The sequence below is a fragment of the Paraburkholderia sp. RL17-347-BIC-D genome (assembly GCF_046027915.1).
Classification (GTDB): Bacteria; Pseudomonadota; Gammaproteobacteria; order Burkholderiales; family Burkholderiaceae; genus Paraburkholderia.
Window position 1 is genome coordinate 26,623 of sequence record NZ_JARESS010000042.1, and the last position, 21,119, is coordinate 47,741.

19 protein-coding genes are annotated in these 21,119 nt (G+C 64.6%); 6 read left to right on the forward strand and 13 right to left on the reverse strand.

The features are described from left to right. Positions 1 to 12: 12 nt before the first annotated feature. From P0D96_RS36205 to P0D96_RS36235, 7 genes are all read right to left on the reverse strand, one after another. Positions 13 to 804 carry an ABC transporter ATP-binding protein gene (locus P0D96_RS36205; RefSeq protein ID WP_132375049.1) on the reverse strand — a complete coding sequence of 264 codons (792 nt, stop codon included), beginning with the start codon at positions 802 to 804 and terminating at the stop codon, positions 13 to 15. Between the two features lie 81 nt (positions 805 to 885). Further along, positions 886 to 1,599, reverse strand: coding sequence for an ABC transporter permease (locus P0D96_RS36210; protein WP_106285972.1), 714 nt, complete (start codon positions 1,597 to 1,599; stop codon positions 886 to 888). Positions 1,600 to 1,603: 4 nt separating this feature from the next. Next, positions 1,604 to 2,293, reverse strand: a complete 690-nt coding sequence (locus P0D96_RS36215) for an ABC transporter permease (protein ID WP_408318471.1) — start codon at positions 2,291 to 2,293, stop codon at positions 1,604 to 1,606. A gap of 268 nt (positions 2,294 to 2,561) precedes the next feature. Next, positions 2,562 to 3,515: a patatin-like phospholipase family protein gene (locus P0D96_RS36220; protein ID WP_132375051.1), complete on the reverse strand. Its 954-nt coding sequence runs from the start codon at positions 3,513 to 3,515 to the stop codon at positions 2,562 to 2,564. 28 nt (positions 3,516 to 3,543) lie between these two features. Further along, positions 3,544 to 4,095 (reverse strand): hypothetical protein, encoded by a 552-nt coding sequence (locus P0D96_RS36225; protein ID WP_116116581.1) that lies wholly within the window; start codon positions 4,093 to 4,095, stop codon positions 3,544 to 3,546. Between the two features lie 546 nt (positions 4,096 to 4,641). Further along, positions 4,642 to 5,832 carry an acyl-CoA dehydrogenase family protein gene (locus P0D96_RS36230; protein WP_408318473.1) on the reverse strand — a complete coding sequence of 397 codons (1,191 nt, stop codon included), beginning with the start codon at positions 5,830 to 5,832 and terminating at the stop codon, positions 4,642 to 4,644. 22 nt (positions 5,833 to 5,854) lie between these two features. Then, the gene (locus P0D96_RS36235; RefSeq protein WP_408318475.1) at positions 5,855 to 6,841 is read right to left on the reverse strand and encodes an ABC transporter substrate-binding protein; all 987 of its coding nucleotides are present in this window, start codon (positions 6,839 to 6,841) and stop codon (positions 5,855 to 5,857) included. Between the two features lie 187 nt (positions 6,842 to 7,028). Between P0D96_RS36235 and P0D96_RS36240 the strand changes: the two genes are divergently transcribed. Beyond that, the gene (locus P0D96_RS36240) at positions 7,029 to 7,940 is read left to right on the forward strand and encodes a LysR family transcriptional regulator (protein ID WP_408318477.1); all 912 of its coding nucleotides are present in this window, start codon (positions 7,029 to 7,031) and stop codon (positions 7,938 to 7,940) included. Positions 7,941 to 7,996: 56 nt separating this feature from the next. Here the strand turns inward: P0D96_RS36240 and P0D96_RS36245 are convergent, their stop codons facing one another. The 5 genes from P0D96_RS36245 to P0D96_RS36265 all read right to left on the reverse strand — a co-directional run bounded on the left by P0D96_RS36245 (position 7,997) and on the right by P0D96_RS36265 (position 13,227). Next, complete coding sequence (locus tag P0D96_RS36245; protein WP_408318479.1) at positions 7,997 to 9,598, reverse strand: rhodanese-related sulfurtransferase; 1,602 nt, start codon at positions 9,596 to 9,598, stop codon at positions 7,997 to 7,999. Then, positions 9,595 to 10,203 carry a cysteine dioxygenase family protein gene (locus P0D96_RS36250; RefSeq protein ID WP_408280275.1) on the reverse strand — a complete coding sequence of 203 codons (609 nt, stop codon included), beginning with the start codon at positions 10,201 to 10,203 and terminating at the stop codon, positions 9,595 to 9,597. The genes P0D96_RS36245 and P0D96_RS36250 overlap by 4 nt, the downstream gene beginning before the upstream one ends. A gap of 33 nt (positions 10,204 to 10,236) precedes the next feature. Continuing rightward, the gene (locus P0D96_RS36255) at positions 10,237 to 11,250 is read right to left on the reverse strand and encodes an ABC transporter substrate-binding protein (RefSeq protein WP_408318481.1); all 1,014 of its coding nucleotides are present in this window, start codon (positions 11,248 to 11,250) and stop codon (positions 10,237 to 10,239) included. Between the two features lie 61 nt (positions 11,251 to 11,311). Beyond that, positions 11,312 to 12,136 (reverse strand): class II aldolase/adducin family protein, encoded by an 825-nt coding sequence (locus P0D96_RS36260; protein ID WP_408179302.1) that lies wholly within the window; start codon positions 12,134 to 12,136, stop codon positions 11,312 to 11,314. Positions 12,137 to 12,147: 11 nt separating this feature from the next. Continuing rightward, positions 12,148 to 13,227 (reverse strand): LLM class flavin-dependent oxidoreductase, encoded by a 1,080-nt coding sequence (locus P0D96_RS36265; protein WP_408318483.1) that lies wholly within the window; start codon positions 13,225 to 13,227, stop codon positions 12,148 to 12,150. A gap of 307 nt (positions 13,228 to 13,534) precedes the next feature. Here P0D96_RS36265 and P0D96_RS36270 point away from each other — a divergent pair, with 307 nt between their 5' ends. Next, a complete protein-coding gene (locus P0D96_RS36270; protein WP_408318485.1) occupies positions 13,535 to 14,530 on the forward strand; it encodes an LLM class flavin-dependent oxidoreductase in 996 nt (331 codons plus the stop codon). Positions 14,531 to 14,614: 84 nt separating this feature from the next. Here P0D96_RS36270 and P0D96_RS36275 read toward each other — a convergent pair whose 3' ends face one another. Further along, entirely contained in the window at positions 14,615 to 15,766 is a 1,152-nt protein-coding gene (locus tag P0D96_RS36275) for an alpha/beta fold hydrolase (RefSeq protein ID WP_408318487.1), read from the reverse strand. Positions 15,767 to 16,168: 402 nt separating this feature from the next. On the opposite strand from P0D96_RS36275, the gene glgC reads away from it, so the two are divergent. The 4 genes from glgC (at position 16,169) to P0D96_RS36295 (ending at position 20,807) form a co-directional block, all read left to right on the forward strand. Next, a complete protein-coding gene (gene glgC, locus P0D96_RS36280) occupies positions 16,169 to 17,431 on the forward strand; it encodes a glucose-1-phosphate adenylyltransferase (RefSeq protein ID WP_408179306.1) in 1,263 nt (420 codons plus the stop codon). Between the two features lie 61 nt (positions 17,432 to 17,492). Beyond that, positions 17,493 to 18,953, forward strand: coding sequence for a glycogen synthase GlgA (gene glgA, locus P0D96_RS36285; protein ID WP_408318489.1), 1,461 nt, complete (start codon positions 17,493 to 17,495; stop codon positions 18,951 to 18,953). Positions 18,954 to 19,247: 294 nt separating this feature from the next. Next, positions 19,248 to 20,114 (forward strand): pyridoxal kinase PdxY, encoded by an 867-nt coding sequence (gene pdxY / locus P0D96_RS36290; protein ID WP_132375065.1) that lies wholly within the window; start codon positions 19,248 to 19,250, stop codon positions 20,112 to 20,114. Between the two features lie 231 nt (positions 20,115 to 20,345). Continuing rightward, on the forward strand, positions 20,346 to 20,807 hold the full coding sequence (locus P0D96_RS36295) for a hypothetical protein (protein ID WP_132375066.1): 462 nt from the start codon (positions 20,346 to 20,348) through the stop codon (positions 20,805 to 20,807). Positions 20,808 to 21,119 lie beyond the last annotated feature (312 nt).

The following is a 21,119-nucleotide window of genomic DNA, read 5'->3' on the forward strand; positions in this document are numbered from 1 at the left end:
GTGAGCCGCGCGTTACTTCAGGCTGCCGGAGAGGAACTGCTTGAGCCGCTCGCTGCGCGGCGAGGTCAGAACTTCCGCGGGCAAGCCTTCTTCTTCGGTGCGGCCTTGATGCAGGAACATCACATGGTTCGACACGTTGCGCGCGAAACCCATTTCGTGCGTGACGACGATCATGGTGCGCCCTTCTTCGGCGAGCTTCTGCATGACCTTCAGCACTTCGCCGACCAGTTCGGGGTCGAGCGCGGAAGTCGGCTCGTCGAACAGCATCACGTCGGGGTTCATGGCTAGCGCGCGGGCAATCGCCACACGCTGCTGCTGACCGCCCGACAGATGCGACGGATACTGCTTTTCGAGGCGCGGCGCGAGACCGACCTTCTCGAGATATTCCCGCGCACGGTCTTCGGCTTCCTTGCGCTTCAGACCCAGCACATGAATCGGCGCTTCGACGATGTTCTCGATCACATTCATGTGCGCCCACAGGTTGAAATGCTGGAACACCATGGCGAGCTTCGTGCGGATGCGCTGCAGCTGCTTGTGATCGGCGACTTCGAGATTGCCGGCACGGTCGGTTTTGGTCTTCACCGTCTCGCCGTCGACGACGATCTGCCCGGCGTTCGGCCGCTCGAGGAAATTGATGCAGCGCAAGAAGGTGCTCTTGCCCGACCCGCTCGCGCCGATGATGCTGATCACGTCGCCCTTATTCGCATTGAGCGACACGCCCTTGAGCACTTCATTGTCGCCGTAGCGCTTGTGGATGTCCTGTACGGCGAGCTTGCAAGCTTCGGTTTGAGTCGTGTGGAGCAAGATGCTCTCCCTTTGAAAATACGGATCAATCTTCGTGACGACGCGAGGATAACGCGCCATCCACTGCAAACACGGCGCGCTTCAATGCGTGCGCACCGCCAGGTAACCCAGCCAGTGGCGCTCGGCGCGGCGGAACAACGCCACCAGCGCGAACGACACCACCAGGTAAATCAGCGCCGCGAGGCCGAACGCGTCGAACGACTGGTAAGTGGCCGAGTTCGCGTCGCGCGCCACCTTCAGGATGTCCGGCACCGTGGCCGTGAAGGCGACCGTGGTGGCGTGCAGCATCAGGATCACTTCGTTACTGTACAACGGCAAGGCCCGGCGCAGCGCGGACGGTATCACAATGCGCCGGTACATCGTGAACCAGCTCATGCCGTAGGCGCGGGCCGCTTCCACTTCGCCGTGCGAGGTCGAACGGATCGCGCCGGCGAAAATCTCCGTGGTGTACGCGCAGGTGTTCAGTGCGAAGGCGAGAATCGCGCAGTGAAAGCCGCTGCGAAAAAACGCGTCCAGCACTTGATGCGAGCGCACGAATTCGAGGCTGTACATGCCGGTATAGATCAGCAGCAGCTGCACGTACAGCGGCGTGCCGCGAAACACGTAAGTGTAAAGACGCACCGGCGTGGAGAGCCAGCGCTTCTTCGACACGCGCGCCACCGCCAGCGGAATCGCCAGCACGAAGCCGATGCCGATCGACGCCACCAGCAGCCACAGCGTGACCGCGAGGCCGGACATGCGCTGGCCGTCCCAGTACAGGAACGCGCGCCAGAATTGATTGAGGATGTCGATCATGGTCTTAGAGCTCCGCGTGCCGCACGCCGATCGAATAGCGCTTTTCCAGCCAGATCAGCACGAGATTCGAGGCGGTGGTGATCGCCAGATAGATCAGCGCGGCGACCAGGATGAAGAAGAACATGTTGAAGGTGCTTTTACCGGCGTCCTGCGCGGCTTTGACCACATCGGCGAGACCGATGATCGACACCAGCGCCGTCGCCTTCACCAGCACCTGCCAGTTGTTGCCGATGCCCGGCAGCGCGAAACGCATCATCTGCGGGAACAGGATGCGTGTGAACACGCGCGCGCCGCTCATGCCGTACGCGCTACCCACTTCGAGCTGGCCGCGCGGCACCGCCAGAAAGGCGCCGCGAAAGGTCTCGGTGAAGTACGCGCCGTAGATGAAGCCGAGCGTCAGCACGCCGGCCACGAACGGATCGATATCGAATTGCGGGAGATTCAGCGCGTCGGTGAGATTGTTGACCGCGATCTGGATGCTGTAGAACAGCAGCAGCATCAGCACGAGGTCGGGCACCGAGCGGATCAGTGTCGTATAGCCGGTCGCGATTGCCCGCAGCGGGCGGCTGAACGAGAGTTTCGCCGCCGCGCCCGCGAGGCCGAGCAGCACGGCGGCCGCCAGCGACAGGAGGGACAGCTCGATTGTCTGGATCGTGCCGGCCAGCAACACCGGACCAAAGCCGTATAGGAACACGCGTGTCTCCATCCAGGTTGTTTGAGGATGTCTCGGACGGTATCGGCTTGTGTTTGCCCACTCGTCCAGCATGGCGCGGAGTCTCGCAAGCGAAAATTAATTTCTCAAAGGCGCGCCGGCGCTTTGTTGCGACGCAGCAAAGCGTGCTTTGACGTGCCGTGCGGCTTGCAGGGCTTGGTTTTGCGGGGAATTGGGATTTGTAAGGCGGGGAATGCGCGGCGAGCGCCGCCGCGATTTAGCAAGTTTCGGGTCGCTTTTTCGATAGACGTCAGTCAATCCCCAACCTTGCCCGAATCGCGGGCAGCATATGTTCCACCGCTGCGCGCCCTTCCTCGATGGCCGGCGCCGCGCGGTGAAAGTCGAAAATCCCCATGCCGCCCAAACGCGGCTGGATCAGGATATCCGCCGGCTCACCCGCGAGGCGGCTGCGCGTAATCCGCACTTGCATGATGTCGATGCTTTGCGCGATCGAACTCAGCATGGACGGCACGCGCGCGCTCGGCGCGGGCGGCACGCGCACGTCGTCCGTGGCGCGCCCCTCCGCGGGCGCGAGCCAGCGCGGCCACGGCTTGCCGTTGCGGCGCAGTGCGAGCGGCGGCGGCGCGCTCGGATCGATGGCGGGTGTGTCGACCACCGCGCCGCCGAAATCGCGGCCGTTCAGAATATCGTTGTTCAGATCGACGGCGATCACGCAGTCCGCGCGCATGCCGCGCGCCACCGAAACAGGCACCGGGTTGCTCAAGCCGCCATCCACCAGCCAGACACCGTTGTGCCACACCGGCGTGAAAATGCCCGGAATCGCAATCGACGCGCGCACCGCGTCCACCACGCTGCCGTCCTGGAGCCAGCTTTCGCGGCCCGAATCGAGTTCGGTGGCGACCGCCGCGAACGGCATGTTCAGTTGCGCGATCGAACGGCCATTGAATTTGTCGGCGAACAGCTGGATCACCTTGCGCCCGCCGAGCAGCCCACCCGAGAGACGCAGATCGAGCAGGCGCACCACCGTCTGCCACGTGAGCCGCGCGACCCACTCCTCGAGCCAGTCGAGGTCGCCGTTCGCGTACACCGCGCCCACCAGCGCGCCGATCGACGTGCCGCAGACCACATCGGGCTTGATGCCCGCATCGTGCAGCGCGCGAATCGCGCCGATATGCGCCCAGCCGCGCGCGGCGCCGCCCCCTAACACCAGCCCGATCCGGCTGTATCGACGTCGACGAATCATCTTCTTCCCCGCTTCTCTCTTCTAACTTCTATCGCCCTCGAATCACATCCGAGCGCGATGTCGTGTACACCTTCTGATACTGGTCGAAATGCACGTTGAAAATGCCTTCTTCGGTCACGCCGCCTTCACGCCACTTCCAGCTCCACACGGTTTCCGGCTTGAGCGGAAACACCGCGACCTGGCCGGGCTTGCCGAGCAGTCGGCGCACTTCGTCCTCGCTCATGCCCATGCGGATCTTCGCGAAGTTGGCAGCCGTCAGCACCTGGGTGATCGCCTGCAATTTGCCGTCACGATCGATGTCGACCATGTACGTATTCAGGCCTTGCGGGCCGCGCGGATATTCGAAGCGTTTGGAACCGTCGGTGAACGTGCGCTCGGTTTCCGGCTTGCCCATCTGGTCGCGGATCTGCGCTTCGGTCGTGACGCCCGGCGTCATGTCCTTGAGCAACAACGCATCCGGTTTGACGGCGTTGAAAAATTCCTTGAGTTTTTGCACGGCTCGGTCGCTCGATTGGTCGTCGCAACCGGTCAGCGCGACGCACGCGGCCAGCATGGCGACAGTCAGCAGTTTGAGGCTCACAGCGAGTTTTTCCTGTACGGACGCAGGCTGCGAAGCCCGCATCCCGTTGTGTAGTGTCTGCTACAGGATAACCGCGCACGGGCAAAACCGCGAGCGGACGCGGCACGGCGGTGTGCGCGGTCGTACACGGTGGTGGCGGCAAGAGGCTGCGACGGCGGGAGACAACGTGGCAAAGCAGACGGCAAAGCACGTTAAAAAACCGGCGCCACAAGCAAAAAGGCGACGCTGTGCAAAGCGTCGCCGGGTCGGTCGATACGGTCAACCGGAAAGTGAAAGCGGCCGACTGGCCGCCTGAAAACGAAGCACCGCGGACGACGCGCAGCGGTCTGGTCCCGGGCGAAGCGGTGAGCAACCTTGGCTGCTGACCTTGCGCCATCGCCGGAATGGCAAACCGCTGCTTGATTGGCCGCCCTGGTCCCTCGATAAGCCTTCCAAGTGCAGTTAATCTAAACGGATTGGCGGGTTTAGACGAGAGCGCGTTTACACCGAATTGGCAGATGATTTGCGTTGAGCGGCGAGGCCTTCAACGGCTTTCGACGAGGCATTTCAATCGCGCGAAATCGATGCAAAACCCACGCGTCCCGCCGCCTGCAGCACCGAGTCGTTTTGCGGCGTGTGAATCCGCGCGCACAGCACGTCGCGATAGTGACGCTCGAGCGGATTGTCGCGCGAAAGACCGGGGTTGCCGCTCGCTTCGATCGCCAGTTGCACGGCCTCGATCGCCTGATTCGTCACCGTGTATTTGACGAGTGGCGCCTCGTCGAGCGTCACGTGTTCGGCACGCGCGCTCGCGTCGAGCAGCACGCGATTGCTGAACAGCAGCGCGTCGATGCGGCCGAGCGTCTGCTGGAAGGCCGGCAGGCTCGACAGCGGCGCGCCGAGATTGCCGGGCGCGCGGTCCACGGCCCATTGCGCGAACCAGTCGCGCGCGGCCCGCGCGACGCCGTCGTACACCGCCGACAACAGTACGCTCATCCACGCCACGCCGAGCGCATCGAGCCCGGCGCCCGGCGCGCCCGGCGGATGCACATCCACTGCCTGCGCGGCCGGCACGAACACGTTGTCGAACACCAGTTCGTGACTGCCGGTGGCGCGCATGCCGAGATGATTCCATTCGTTGCCCACTCGCACGCCGGGCGTGTCGCGGTGCACCAGCCACACGCCGACGCGCGGCGGCGTCTCGTCGCTGCGCGCCCACACCGCGAGCCAGGTGAGACCGGGACTGCCGGTCGAATACAGTTTGCTGCCGTCGATCACCCAGCCGTCCGCGCGGCGTTTCGCGATCGTCGACGGCAAGCCGCCGCGCGCGGGCGTGCCGAGTTCGGGTTCGACACGCAGCGAGTTGATCAACGCGCCCTCACGCACCGCATCGCGCGCCACGCGTTCGCGCAGTTCGACCGGCCAATGCGGATTGCCCTGCAAGCGATGATGAAACAGATACTGCATCACCAGCACCAGCGCCGTGGACGGCTCGCCGCGCGCCACCGCGCGCACCACCTTCAAGGCCTGCGGCAGGCTCGCGCCCGCGCCGCCGAGCGCTGCGGGCACCGTCAGCGAAAGCAGATCGAACTCGTGCAGGCGTGAGAGATTCGCATGCGGGAATTCAGCCGTGCGGTCATGGTGCGCGGCGCTCGCGGCGAACTCATTCGTGAGTTGCGCCAGCAATGCGTCGAATGCATCGCTTTCGAACGGCGGATGACGCCGTGTCACGGCGCGGTCGGCAATCGGGGCATTCATGCGGAGACTCCGGCTGGCCGCGTCAAGGCAAAGGGAAGCTGCGATCGAAGCTCGGGCGCACGTCCAGATGCGCGCGGATCACGTTGGCGGCTTCGTAAGTGTCCGCCGTGCGTTGCTGTGCGGCCACGACGCTGTCGTCGATCGCTACCGGATGCACCTGGCCGCGCTGATAGACGGTCTTCAGCACATCGGTCGGCAGGCCCGTGACACGCGACTGCATCGCCGCGACTTCGTCGGGATGCGAGAGCGCCCAGCGCTGGCCGATCGCCACGCGCCGCAGGAAGTCGGCGAGTTGTTCGCGTTTGTCGGTGATCGCGCGTTCAGTGGCGACCTGATAGCTCAGCCCTTCCGACAGACCGACGCCGTTGGCGATGATGCGGTCGTGATCGCGCGCTTCACCGAGCGCCGTGTACGGGTCCCACACCGACCATGCATCGACACTGCCCGAGGCGAGCGCCGCTTTCGCATCGGCGGGCGCGAGGAATACGAAGGTGACGTCGGTGAGCGGCACGTTGGCCTTTTTCAATGCGGCCAACGCGAGGTAGTGGCCGATCGAGCCGCGCGTCGTGGCAATGCGCTTGCCCTTCAGACTCGCCGCGTCGTTGAGCGGCGACTGTGCGCCGACCACGATCGCCAGATCCAGCGGATTCGAGCGCGTCGCCGCGACCGCCCTCACCCGCGCGCCGGCGGCCAGCGCGAACACTAGCGGCGCGTCACCGAGACCGCCGACGTCGACCGCACCCGCATTCAATGCTTCACCGAGCGGCTGCGCTGCCGGGAAGTTGAACCATTCGATCTTGTACGGCAGGTCTTTCAACTGGCCGGACGCTTCGAGAATGCCGCGCGTTTGCAAGGCTTGATCGCCGACCTTGAGCACCGGCAGATCGGCGGCATATGATGGCGCGGCGCACAGCAACGCTGACGCAGCAAGCGCGGCAACGCCGGGCGTTACCGACCACGCGCGTCGCAGAACAGATCGGATTGCGAAAGAAAAACGGGAAGTCGTCATGGGCAGCGCGTGTGTCGTGGCAACGAGTTGATTTGCCATCGACGATAAGGCAGGCCTTTGTATAAGACAAACGCATTATTCTGCTAAGCAAATATGCGAAATTTTCTTACGCGGCCGATGCGGGTACGCGCCGACGCGGGTATCATCGAGCGCATTCTTTTGCGCCTCTATCCGCTCACCGCTCATCATGAAGATCGACGAAATCGACGCCTACGTCACCGTGATTCGCTGTCAATCGCTGCAGCAGGCAGCGCTCTCGCTCGGCCTCACGCAACCGGCGATCACGCGCCGCTTGCAGAATTTCGAGGAAGCGCTCGGCGTCGAACTGCTCGACCGCAATACGCGTCCGCTGAAGGCGACGGCCACGGGACGCATCGTCTACGAACAATGTCGCGTGATCCAGCGTGAACTCGACGTGCTGCGCGAGATCGTCGCCACCGACACGCCGCCAGTCGGCACGCTGCGTCTCGGCGTCGCGCAGACGATTGCGGATATCGCGCTGACCGAGGCGATGCGCGTTCTGAAGACGGACTATCCCGACTTGCAGGCGCGCGCGTCGACCGGTTGGGGCAGTCAACTGCTGCAACGCGTCGAACAGGGCGAACTCGACGCGGCGGCGATCCTGCTGCCCAGCAACAAGACCTTCGACGACGCGCTGTCGGCCCGCTCGCTAGGTCGCATCAAACTGGCGGTGGTCGCGCAGAAAGGGCTGCTGAAAAAGCGAGCGCATACGCTGGCGGAATGCCAGTCGATCGGTTGGGTGTTGAACCCGGACGGCTGCGGTTTCCGCGACGGCCTGCAACGCGCGCTCACCGGGCTCGGGCTCGCCCTCAAGCTGAACCTGGAAACGCTCGGCAACGAATTGCAATTGCAGCTCGTCGCGGACGGCAACGGTCTGGGTCTCGTGCCGCTGCCGTTACTGCAGATGAGCGCCCACGCAGACACGCTCGATATCATTCCGATCAGCGACTTCAAGCCGCTGATCGACATCTGGCTCGTGCAGCCGCGCGTGCTCGGCAAACTGCAACAGCCTGTCGAACGTTTCGGCGCGGCTGTCGAGCGGCAGTTCAAGGAAGCGCGCACGCAGCGCGCGGCCTGAGCCGCGCCGCCCGCGCTCACTTCGCCTGTTTCGACGGTTTCGTCGCAGCAAACCGCTCAGATCACGCGAAACCCATGCGTACCGTCGCGCCCGAGTTGCGCGACAAGCCCATACTCCCATTCCAGATACGCGTTCATCGCTTCGCGCGCGTTATCGGTGCCCTCATAAGGCCGCCGGTAACGATCGATGCGCGCCGACGCCATGCGCGTCTCGCCGCTCTCGAGCGGCAAGCCCGCTTCGATCCACGCCGTCGTGCCGCCGCTCAGCACCTGCACCGGCTTGCCGGTCAATGCCGCGACGTCGGGAGCGGCGAAGCGCGCGAGCTCGCCGCTGCCACAGGTCACGACGAAACGCTGCGCATCCGGCAGCTTGTGCAGTGCTTTCTCGAGTTCGCCGCGAATCACGAACCACGCGCCGGGAATATGCCGCTTCACGTAATTCGCGCTGCTGGTGAAATCGAGCACGGCGGTGCCTCGCGATTGCAGCAGCGTGACCAGTCCGGCCGGTGTGATCTCGTCGGCGTCGGGCGCCGTGGGCGCATGGCGAACCGCGGGCGCCGCGCCCTTCTCGCCGAAGTCCGCCGCCATCAAACCATCGACGACATACACCTCGATATTCATCTGCGCGAGCCATGACGCGGTCATGTTCGCGCGCACACCGTCGTTATCCGCGAGGATCACGCGCGCGCCACGTACCGGCGCGAACATATCGGTTTCCTGCACGAGCTGGCCGCCCGGCGCGCTGCGAAAACCGGGCACGTGGCCCGCTTCGTATTCTTCCGGCGTGCGCACGTCGAAGCGATACACGGTGCGCACCGCTTCGCCGGCCCAGCGGCGCGCTTCGTCGCGTGAAGTGCGGCCCACCTTCGCGCGATCCGCCACCGTGCGCGCCGAATCGGCGGCGGCCAGACGTAGCTGATCGTCGACAATCGGCTCGAACCTGCGCGAACTGCCGTGTGCGAGCGCCTGGCCAGCCAGCGTCCAGCCGATGGTGCCATTGCGCAGCGCCGCGACCGGGTTCGGCACACCCGCATTGATCAGCGACTGCGCACCGATAATGCTGCGCGTGCGCCCCGCGCAATTGACGATGATCCGCGTCGCCGGATTCGGCGCAAGCTGGCGCGCGCGCAGCACCAGCTCCGCGCCCGGCACGCTGATGCTGCCGGGAATATTCATGGTGTGATATTCGTCGAAACGGCGTGCGTCGAGCACCACCGCGTCGGCTTCGTGATCGAGCAGCGCCTGCACTTGCGGCGCGGTCAGCGACGGCGTATGACGCACGCTTTCCACCAGTTCGCCGAACGCCTTGCTCGGCACGTTGACGTCCTGGAACAGCTCGCCGCCGGCCGCGCGCCAACCTTGCAAACCGCCTTCAAGCAGAGCGACGTCGGTATAGCCCAGCTCGCCTAGACGGCGCGCGGCACGTTCGGCGAGTCCTTCGCCGGAATCGAACACCACGATGGGCACCGCCTGGCGCGGCAAGCGCACCGGCGCGTCGAGTTCGAGCCGCGACAGCGGCAGATTGGCGGCAAACAGCGGATGACTGCGGGCGTGCGGATCTTCCTCGCGCACGTCGACGAGCGCGATTTCCTCGCGTTCGAGCAGTGCGCGGCGCACGTCTTCGAATGATCGGGTACGAAATGCCTGAACGAAACTCATGAGATCGGGGACTCCTTCGCAACATTCCAGATATTCGGCAACACGTCGTTCGCGTAGCCGGAGACAAAGGGCTTGCGTGCGGCGCCGTCCGGATAGACGGACCGTTTTACCGCGCCGATATTTGCACCGTACACGTGAATGCTGATCGACGTACGGTCACCAAAAGCATTACTCACACGATGAATATCGCCGATGCGCGGCGACACTGCATCCACGGCGCCGGCGTCGAGTCGTTTTGCCGCGCCGTTTTCCTGTAGCGCGCCGTCGGCGGCGATACGGTAACCCTGCGCAATTTCCGCGCCACGCAGCACACCGATCAAACCCCAGACGGTGTGATCGTGCACCGGCGTCGCCTGCCCCGGTCCCCACACAAAACTGACGATTGAAAAACGCTGCCGCGCGTCCACGTACAACAGGTACTGCTGATACCGCTCGGGATCGGGTTGCGCGAAGGCGTCGGGCAGCCAGTCGTCGTGGGCGATCAGTTCGCGCAGCGCGGCGCCGCCGGTTTCCAGCAGATGCGCTTCGGGCGCCGCTTCGTCGACGAGCGACGCAATCCGGCCGGCGAACGCGCGCAGGCGGTCCGACCTCAGGGCTTGAGTCATCGAGTATTCAGAAGGTAGGTTCGAATGGCGCGCTCACGCACCTTTGGCGAGCGCGGTGTTGAAGGTGTCGGTCCACAGCGGTGCGACGTCGACACGCCGCTCGATTACGGCGGCACGCGCGAAGGTATCGGCCACCTGCTGCTCGCTCGCAATATCCGCCGCCGTGATGCCGGTGACCCGGCGCGCCTGGCTCTGGTTGCGATAGAGCGAGAGGATCGCCTCCTCCGGCACGCGCAACTCGGCGGACAGCACCTTCGCGTACGCGTCCTGATGTTGCGCGAACCACGTGCACGCGCGTTGCAAGCGCACCAGCAGATCCGCGGACGCGGCGCGCCGCAGCGGATCGGCAAGCGTCGCCGGATGCCCGTAGTACAGGTAATTGCCGGACAGATAGCCGTTGGCGTTTTTCAGCACGCGCGCGCCGGCCTGCGAGATCGCGAGCGGCACGTTGTAGCCATAGATCGCCCAGGCATCGAGCGAGCCGGCGTTGAAAGCGGCGAAGCCGTCGCGCGGCGCGAGCGAGGTCGCCTGAATGTCATTGAACGAGAGTCCCGCTTCCTCGAGCATGCGCAGCAAGTAGTAATGCGTGGTGGTCGCGCGCAGATAGCCGACGCGCTTGCCCTTGAGATCGGCGATCGAGCGGATCGTCGAGCCTTTGGGCACCAGCACGACCTGGTTGTTGACATCGTCCTTATAGACGGCGATCACGCGGATCTGCGCGTTCTGCAGGCGCGCGAAAATCGGTGGAATCTCGCTGCCCGAGGCGATGTCGAGCGAGCCGCCATTCATCGCTTCGACCATCGCGTTGCCCGATTGAAATTCGGACCAGTCGATCGTGTAAGGCGTATCGGTCAGGCCCGCGGTTTTCAGCAGCGTGGCGTCGCCGCCTTTGTAAGTGGCGACGCGCAGGCGGACTTTGCTCAGGTCCAGACGCGGCCCGGTTGCGGTGTTGGGCGTGGGCGTGGCAGCAACGGCGGAGCGGGAGATCAGGCCGCTGCCCGCTCCGAGCCATGCCGCAGCCGGCAACGCGGCTGACAGCGCAGCCATGAGCCGGCGACGCCGGTGCGAAACCGGCGAATTCGTACGTTGAGTCATCGTGTGGGAGCGTTCAGGTGAGGACGTCGGGCTCGGCTTCGACCAGCCCTTCCAGCAGGCTCTGGAACGCGAACAGCGCGCCGCCCGCGCGGCCGACCTGTTCATGCGTGAGCGTGGCGATGTCGTGCGGAATCGCTTGCGGCGTGCCGGCGGCTTCAGCGAGCAGTTGCGCGTGGCACGCGTTGTCGAGCGCGATGTACCACCACGCCGCCGCTTCCACGCTCGGGCCGGCCGTGAGAATGCCGTGATTCTTCAGGATCACCGCTTTGCGCTCGCCGAGCGCCGCGGCAATCCGCGCGCCTTCATCGGTATCGAGCACGACGCCGCGAAAATCGTCGAACAACGCGTGATCCTGATAGAAGGCGCACGAGTCTTGAGTCAGCGGATCGAGCGTACGGCCGAGCGTCGACCATGCCTTGCCGTACAGCGAATGCGTGTGGGCCGCCGCGACCACGTCGGGACGCGCTTCGTGAATCGCCGCGTGAATCGCGAACGCCGCCTGATTGACCGGTCCCTCGCCGACCACGATCTCGCCCTCGGCATTCACCAGCAGCAGATCGGACACGCGGATGCGGCTGAAATGCTTGCCGAACGGATTCACCCAGAAGTGATCGGGCCATTCCGGATCGCGCGCGGTGATGTGGCCCGCGAGCCCCTGATCGAAACCGTAGCGCGCGAAGAGACGAAACGCCACCGCGAGCCGCTCCTGCCGATAGCGGCGTTCAGCGGCGACGCTCTCGCGCGGCGGTACATCGTCGAACCAGAATTTGCGTTGCGGCGCGTGACGCTGGATTGCCGGTAGTTCCTTGGCGAACGTGGTGAGAGACAGATCGGTCATGGCGCCTCCGTTCACGCCGCCACGCGCTCGACGCGCGCGATACGTTCGCGAGTGGCGGGAATCAGTTCACGGCCGTAGTCGATGGCGTCTTCCAGCGGATCGAAGCCGCGCACGAGGAAGGTCGAGACGCCAAGTGCGTGATATTCGGCGAGCGTATCGGCCACTTGCTCAGGCGTGCCGACGAGCGCGGTCGAATTCGAGCGTCCGCCGATTTCTTTCGCGATACCGGTCCACAACCGCTCGTCCACGCGATCCGAATCGCCCGATGCCGCGAGCAGCCGCCGTGCGCCTTCGCTTTGCGCGGGCCCACCCACGCCGATCCCTTGCGCCGCGCGCAGCCGCTTCGTTTCTTCGAGGATATGTTCCGCTCGCTCCCAAGCGGCCGCTTCCGTGGCGGCGAGAATCGGCCGGAACGACACCGAGAAGCGCACGGTGCGGCCGTGCTTCGCGGCTTCCGCGCGCACGCGGGCGACCTGCTCGCGCACTTGCGCCTTCGACTCGCCCCACAGCGCGTAGACGTCCGCGTGACGGCCGGCGATTTCGAGCGCGGGCGCCGACGCGCCGCCGAAGTACACCGGAATATGCGGCTGCTGCACCGGCTTTACTTCAGAGAAGCCCTGTTCGAAGCGGTAATACTGGCCGTGGTGATCGAAGGGTTTGGCTTCGGTCCAGATGCGCCGCAGGATGTGCAGGTACTCGTCCGTGCGGGCGTAGCGTTCGTCGTGCGAGAGGAAGTCGCCGTCGCGGCGCTGATCGGTGTCGTCGCCGCCCGAGATGATGTGCACCGCGAGGCGGCCGCCCGAATAGTGATCGAGCGTCGCCAGTTGACGCGCGGCGAGCGTCGGCGCGACAAAACCCGGCCGATGCGCGAGCATGAAGTGCACCTTGCGGGTCACGCTCGCCGCGTGCGCGATCGTCAACAGCGCATCGGGGCTGGTGGAATGATGCGGCACGAGGATGCGGTCGAAGCCCGCGGCTTCATGCGCGCGGGCAAACTGTTCGACGTAATCGATGTCGATGACGGGACCTTGCGCCGCGTGGGTTTCGGACACCTTGCGGGTCTGGATCATGCCGATGAATTCGATGGACACGTGCGTGTCTCCCTGAATGGTTTCTGCCCGGCGGGGCGGTGACGTGACTGGCTGGATGCATGGCTTTCGTGCGAGGGGTTAAGGTAGCAGCGCGACATGCGCTTGTTAAATATTGATCGGCCATATCTATATCGGATTTGCATGTAACGCTCGGACCCTCTAGCGACGCGTTCTGCCTTTCCAACGCCGCGCGCGAGCAAACCCCCTTTCACGAACGTGGGCATCGCGGCACCGTCGGCAGAAAAGCACAACCTTTGCGAGAATGCCCCATCGCGCGAAAGCGCCGGAAACAACAAGTGAACAGACAATGATCCCCTTCTCGGTCCTCGACCTCTCGCCGGTCACCGCGGGCGCCACGCCGGCAGACGCGTTCAGGAATACGCTCGACCTCGCCCAGCACGCGGAAAACTGGAATTACCGCCGCTTCTGGCTCGCGGAACATCACAACATGACGGGCATCGCCAGCGCGGCGACCTCGGTGGTGATCGGTTATGTCGCGGGCGGCACGAAAACGATCCGCGTCGGCTCGGGCGGCATCATGCTGCCGAACCATGCGCCGCTCGTTATCGCCGAACAGTTCGGCACGCTCGCTTCGCTGTATCCCGACCGCATCGACCTGGGCCTCGGCCGCGCGCCCGGCACCGATCAGAGCACTGCCCGCGCGCTGCGCCGCGATCTGCAAAATAGCGCGGAGTCGTTTCCCGACGACGTCGTCGAATTGCAGCGTTATTTCGCCGATCCCGTGCCGGGCCAGCGCATTCGCGCGGTGCCGGGCGCGGGGCTGAACGTGCCGCTGTGGCTGCTCGGCTCGTCGCTTTTCAGCGCGCAACTCGCGGCGGCGCTCGGTCTGCCGTTCGCCTTTGCTTCGCATTTCGCGCCGGATTACATGCTCACGGCGTTGCAGGTGTATCGCTCGCAATTCCGTCCGTCGGCCGCGCTCGACAAACCGTATGCGATGGTCGGCGTCAATCTGTTCGCCGCCGATACGAACGAAGAAGCGCAGCGTCTTTTCACCTCGCTGCAGCAGCAGTTCATCAACCTGCGACGCGGCACGCCGGGTCAGTTGCAGCCGCCGGTCGAACGGCTCGATGCGTCGGAGATGGAATTGAATGGCGTGGCGCACTCGCTTGCCTGCACGGTGCTGGGCGATCGTGAGACGGTGCGCGAAGGCTTGAAGTCGGTCATCGATCAAACCGGTGCCGACGAGTTGATGCTCACCGCACAGATCTACGATCACAAGGCACGGCTGCGCTCGTTCGAGATCGGCGCGCAAGTGCGTGAGGAGTTGGCGGGCGGCAAGTAAGACAGGTAATTACGTCAACGAATGTAGAAAGGGCAGCCAGCGGCTGCCCTTTTTTCGATCTGCGAGAGTCAACCGACTCCTGATTCAACGGTTCGCCGGCACCGCCGCGAGACCGTCCAGCAACGCCTTATGAAACGCCTGCGGATCCTGCATCTGCGGCGCATGCCCCAGATCGGCGAATTCGACGAGCGTCGCATGCGGGATCGCCTTCGCGGCGGCCTTGCCGAGTTCCGGGTAATGGCCGATTTTCGCGCGCACTTCGGCAGGCGCGGCGTCCTTGCCGATCGCCGTGGTGTCTTTCTGGCCGATCAGCAACAGCGTCGGCACGCTCACTTGCCCCAGTTCATACACCACCGGCTGCGTGTAGATCATGTCGTCCAGTAACGCGGAATTCCACGCGACGATCTGTTTGCCCGGACCGCGATACATACCCGCCAGCATCTGCACCCACGGTTCGTAGTTGGCGCGCCACTGCCCCGCGTAATAGTTGGTCTGCTCGTAGCGGCGAATGCCCTCGGCGGTCGTCTTCAGCTCACGCTCGTACCACTGGTCCACGGACAGCGAGGGCACGCCCTTCGCCTTCCAGTCCTCCAGACCGATCGGGTTGACCAGCACCAGTTGCTGCGTCTCGCGCGGATACATCAGCGCGTAGCGAATCGCCAGCATGCCGCCGGTGGAATGGCCGATCATGGTCGCATTGGTCACGCCGAGCGATTCCAGCAACGCATGCGTATTGCGCGCGAGCTGTTGAAAACTGTACTGATAGTGCTCAGGCTTGCTCGACTTGCAAAAGCCGATCTGGTCCGGCGCGATCACGCGATAACCGGCGTCGGTCAGCCGATGAATGGTCGCGTCCCACGTCGCCGCGCAGAAGTTCTTGCCATGCAGCAGCACCGCTGTGCGGCCGTTCGCCTTCGCCGGCTTGATATCCATGTACGCCATATGCAGCGCCACCCCTTGCGAGGTGAAGTCGTACTGGTCGACCGGCGCCGGATAGTTGAAACCCTGCAACTCGGGACCGTAAGCCGTACCGGTATCGCCGGCGGCGCTCGTGGCGGCGGAAACGGCCTGGCTGGCCGGACTAGCCACGCTCGCCTCGCTCCGCGCGGCGGCACTCGCGGGCACGGCGGCGCTCGCGGGTGTGGCGGCGGAAGCCGCTAAAACGGCGGGCGCGGAGGTGGCGGCTAGCGCGCAAACGCTCAACGTGGCGAGCAAGGACAGGCGGCGAAAACTCATCGAAGTTTTTTCTAAAGGGGAAACACGGCAGGCATGCGAGGCAAACGCACGGCGAAACCAACGCCCGAACCCGCGGCCGGGAGCGCACGATTCTACGACGCGCCGCCCGACTCTGCTGCCGCCGGCGCCCGCTGACAGCGGCATGGCGGTCGTGGCACGCATATTGCAGCCGCTCACCTCACGCCCTATGTGTCGTGGCGCACGGATCGTCGCGATGCAAGGGGTGATCGTGCGCAAGGTGGGCGCACGCGCGGCATCCGCACAATTCAGACTACTCGCCCGCGGCAAATCAGTGCTAGAACTAGCAGACGGACCCGCGAAGACGGAGCCGCCTCGCAGCACGATTCATCAGTGGAGAGCAAGCGACCAAACCATCCGGGGCATACTAATCAGGAGACAGACATGGACACTCCGGCACGGCTGAACGATCTGCAACGCACTACCCTCGCCATCGTCCTTGCGGGCGGACGGGGCACGCGGCTCGGGCCGCTTACCAACAAACGCGTCAAGCCGGCCGTGCACTTCGGCGGCAAATACCGGATCATCGACTTCGCGCTCTCCAACTGTCTGAACTCCGGCATCCGCCGCATCGCGGTCGTCACGCAGTACAAGGCGCATTCGCTGTTGCGCCATCTGCAGCGCGGCTGGAGTTTCCTGCGCGGCGAGATGGGCGAATTCATCGACTTGTGGCCCGCGCAACAGCGCGTGGAAGGCGCGCACTGGTATCGCGGCACTGCGGACGCTGTGTTCCAGAACCTCGACATCATCCGTTCGATCCGGCCGAAATACGTGGTGGTGCTGGCGGGCGACCACATCTATAAGATGGACTACACGCGCATGATCGCCGACCACGCGGAGAGCGGCGCGGATTGCACGGTCGGCTGTATCGAGGTGCCGCGCATGGAGGCGGTGGCCTTCGGCGTGATGCACGTCGATGAAAACCGCCGCGTGACGGGCTTCGTGGAAAAGCCCGCCGACCCGCCCGCCATTCCCGGCCGCCCGGATACGGCGCTCGCCAGCATGGGCATCTACGTGTTCAGCGCGGATTACCTGTATTCGCTGCTCGAAGAGAACATCTCCACCATCGACACCGATCACGACTTCGGCAAGGACATCCTGCCGCGCGTCGTCACGCAAGGCACGGCGATCGCGCATCCGTTCAGCATGTCGTGCGTGTCGTCGGATCCGAATGTGGAGCCGTACTGGCGCGACGTCGGCACGATCGACGCCTATTGGGCCGCCAATCTCGACCTCGCCTCCACCATCCCGACGCTCGACCTCTACGATCGCAACTGGCCGATCTGGACGTACCAGGAACAGTTGCCGCCCGCCAAGTTCGTGCGCGACCTGAAGGGGCTGCAAGGCTCGGGCAATAATCTGATCGTGTGCGGCGGCTGCGTGATCTCGGGCTCGCAGATTTCGCGCTCGGTGCTGTCCTCGAATGTGAAGGTGAGTTCGTTCTGTAACATCAATGAGGCAGTCTTGTTGCCGCAGGTCACCGTCGGCGCGAGCTGCCGGCTGCAGAAAGTGGTGATAGACCGCGGTTGCGCGATACCGGACGGCACGGTGATCGGCGAAGATCCGGTGAGCGACGCCGAGCGCTTCTACCGTACCGACGACGGCGTCGTGCTGGTCACGCCGGAGGCGTTGCAGCAGAAGACGTAGCAGGACCGGACCGGTTGCCGCCGGCCATCCAACCCGCACTAACAGGACAGAGACGGAGCCTATGACGATTCGCGCCCTGCACGTCGCAAGCGAGCTGTATCCCCTCCTCAAAACGGGCGGTCTCGCCGACGTCGCGGGCGCGTTGCCGCCCGCGCTGATCGAGCGCGGCGCCGATGTGCGGGTGCTGTTGCCCGGCTTTCCGACGGTGGTCGCCGGCCTGACCGATCTGGCGCCGGTCGCGCAACTGGGCCGCCGCTTCGACGCGCCGGGCGTCACGCTCGAGCGCGGCACGCTGGCGTCGAACGGCCTGGTCGTCTATGTGATCCGCGCGGCCACGCTGTACGACCGGCCCGGCAATCCCTATCTGAACGACGAGCACGTGCCCTACGGCGACAACGCGCAGCGTTTCGCGCTACTCGGCTGGGTCGCCGCGCAACTCGCCCAGCAACTGGACCCGGCATGGTCGCCGCAGATCATCCACGCGCACGACTGGCACGCGGGGCTCGCGCCGGCCTATCTGAAAGCGGCCGAACGGCAGCACGGCAAGCGCTTCGCGCGCAGCGTCTTTACGGTGCACAACCTCGCGTATCAAGGCGTGTTTCCCGCGCATCAGTTCGGTCAGCTCGGCCTGCCGGACGATTTTTTCAGCGTGCATGGCGTCGAGTTCTATGGGCAACTGTCGTTTCTCAAGGCGGGCCTCTACTACACCGACCGAATCACCACCGTCAGCCCGACCTACGCGCGCGAAATCCAGACGCTCGCCCAAGGCGGCGGGCTAGACGGTCTGTTGCGGCATCGCTCGCACGATCTGAGCGGCATCCTGAACGGCGTCGACTACACGGTCTGGTGTCCCGCCACCGATACGCTGCTCGAGAACCACTACAGCATGACGCGGCTCGCCGGCAAACTGGCGTGCAAGGAAGCGCTGCAAAAACGCTTCGGCCTCGCGCAGAAAAGCGATGCGCTGCTGTTCGGCGTGGTGAGCCGCCTGACCGAGCAGAAGGGCCTCGACCTGCTGCTCGAGGCGGTGCCCGAAATCGTCAAGCACGGCGGGCAGTTGATCGTCTTCGGCACCGGCGACCCGGCGCTGGAGAACGGTTTGAAACGCGTCGCGCATACGCATCCCGAATCCGTGGCGGTGGAACTGGGATTCGATGAAACGCTCGCGCATACGATTGTCGCGGGCAGCGACGTGATTGCGGTGCCCTCGCGTTTCGAGCCGTGCGGGCTGACGCAACTGTATGCGCTGGCGTATGGATCGCTGCCGCTCGTGCATAGCGTGGGCGGCCTCGCGGATACGGTGGTGGACGCCTCGCTCGAAAATCTCGCCGACGATCTCGCCACCGGTTTCGTGTTCGAGCGATTCGAACCGAAGGGCATTGGCGCCGCGATCCGCCGCGCCTTCGCGCTGTATGAACGCCGCACCGAATGGAAGGCAACCCAGCGGCGCGCGATGCGCCAGGACTTCGGCTGGGGCGCCTCGGCGGAACGTTATCTGGCGTTGTATCGCGAGCTGGCCTGAGTTCGAACGGCTGTTGGGCAACCCGGGTACGCCGCTTTTTACGTGCCAAGGGCGGCTTCGCAACCGTCCGTCACCATGCTCATGTCTGATGGTTCGGCGCAACAACGCGGGGACCGATCGACTCGCGCAAGGCAAACTCATGTATTGTTTCCTGACGATGCAGAGTGTGCCGATTTCCTGCACCATCTGAAGCAGTCCTGCCGCATGAGGCGTCCGGGTGCTAGCCGGATCGCCGCCGCGGTGCACCCTTCCCGTTTTCATTGATCGCGCATACCCGTTTGCGCGGGCCACACCATGACGAAAAACGTTCTGAGCATCCAGTCACATGTCGTCTTCGGTCACGCCGGCAATAGCGCGGCCGTGTTTCCGATGCGTCGGCTCGGCGTCAACGTCTGGCCGCTCAATACCGTGCAGTTCTCGAACCACACGCAGTACGGCCATTGGACCGGCAGCGCGATCGACGGCTCGCAAATGGAAGATCTGGTCGACGGCATCGGCGCCATCGGCATGCTGCCGCGCTGCGACGCCGTGCTGTCCGGCTATCTGGGCACGCCCGAACAGGCGCAGTCGGTGCTGGAAATCGTCAAGGCCGTGAAGGCCGCCAATCCGCGCGCCTGGTACTTCTGCGATCCGGTGATGGGCGCCGCGAGCGGCTGCAAGGTCGAGCCGGGCATCCAGGAATTTCTCGTGCGCACCATGCCCGAGATGGCCGACGCGATGGCGCCGAATCACACCGAATTGCAGCGCCTCGTGGGACGCGAAATCGAGACGCTGGAAGAAGCCGTGACGGCATGCCGCGAACTCATCGCACGCGGGCCGAAGCTGGTGCTGGTCAAACATCTGCTCGATCGCAACAGTCCCGCCGACCGCTTCAACATGCTGGTCGTCACCGAACGCGAATCGTGGATGGGGCAGCGCCCGCTCTATCCGTTCGCGCGGCAACCGGTGGGGGTCGGCGATCTGACGAGCGCGGTGTTCGTCGCGCGCACGTTGCTAGGCGATTCGATTCGCGCGGCCTTCGAGCACACGCTGGCCGCCGTGAATGCCGTGGTGAAGACGACCTGGCAGGCCGGCCGCTATGAGCTTGAACTGGTGGCCGCGCAGAATGAAATCGCACAGCCGCGCGAGTGGTTCGATGCGTGGGTCGCGGATACGGCGTAGGCCATGTGTTTCATGCAGCGCAAGCAATCCGTAATGCGCGCCACGTGACCAGCCGATCCGCACCGCGTCGCTCGGCTGTCGACCAGAGTTCGGCGCTTGCGCGCTGACTCCGGTCCCATGCAAGATGCTTGGTGTCAGCCGCCCGTCCTATAATGCGTGCCGCGTGGACGAGGCACCTGCCAGCCCACACCGCATTTTTCAGGCATCCGGCATTCAGCAGACGAGGCATCGATGGACGGTTATATCCGCAGCGAGCGGGAAGAATTTTTTGAACAGTTGTGCATCAGCGTCGATGCTGATGAGGCGCACGAACAGGAAGCGATCGAGTTCTTCGAGAGCCAGTTCGACCAGGCCGACTTCGATCCCGCGCAGTGGCTCGACATCGCGCTGTACTACTCGCCGGCCGTGGCGCGCGGCATCGTCGACATGGTGACGCCGGACGACAAGGCGCGCAGCAATATCGCCGAAGTGATCGCCGACAACCTCGACATCTCGTACGGCGAGGACGAGTGCCAGCAGTTCGCCGAGACCATCGAGTTTGCGCTGAACAACGGCGTGCCGGTGGACCTCGACCTGGTGCTCGACGGCTGCCAGCGCGCCCTCGACGATCTCGACACCTGGGCCGACGACGACACCAAGGCGCCACTGCTGCGTCTGCGCGAAGAGTTGTTGCGCCAGCAAGGCGAGCATTGAGCGCCTGCTTTTAAGCTCACAACGAGGCTTGACCTCGGCGCATGGCGCGCGGATTCACTCCCGCCGCTTTGCCACAGTCACACGGCCGGCGCGCTCGCGCCGGTCTCTTAAGCATATGCCGCAATCCGCACCCGCGCGCCGGCGCGGACACGCCGCCAGCGAACGCGCTGCGCCGGCTATGCCGAAATGCTCATTCAAAGTGCCTCGAACTGCCAAGACGACGGCAAATTGGCTTTCTATATTCGCGCCAGATTGACCGACGCTTAAACGCAAATGCGCACAAGTGCGCGCATTCCCGCATTGTTCAAAGCG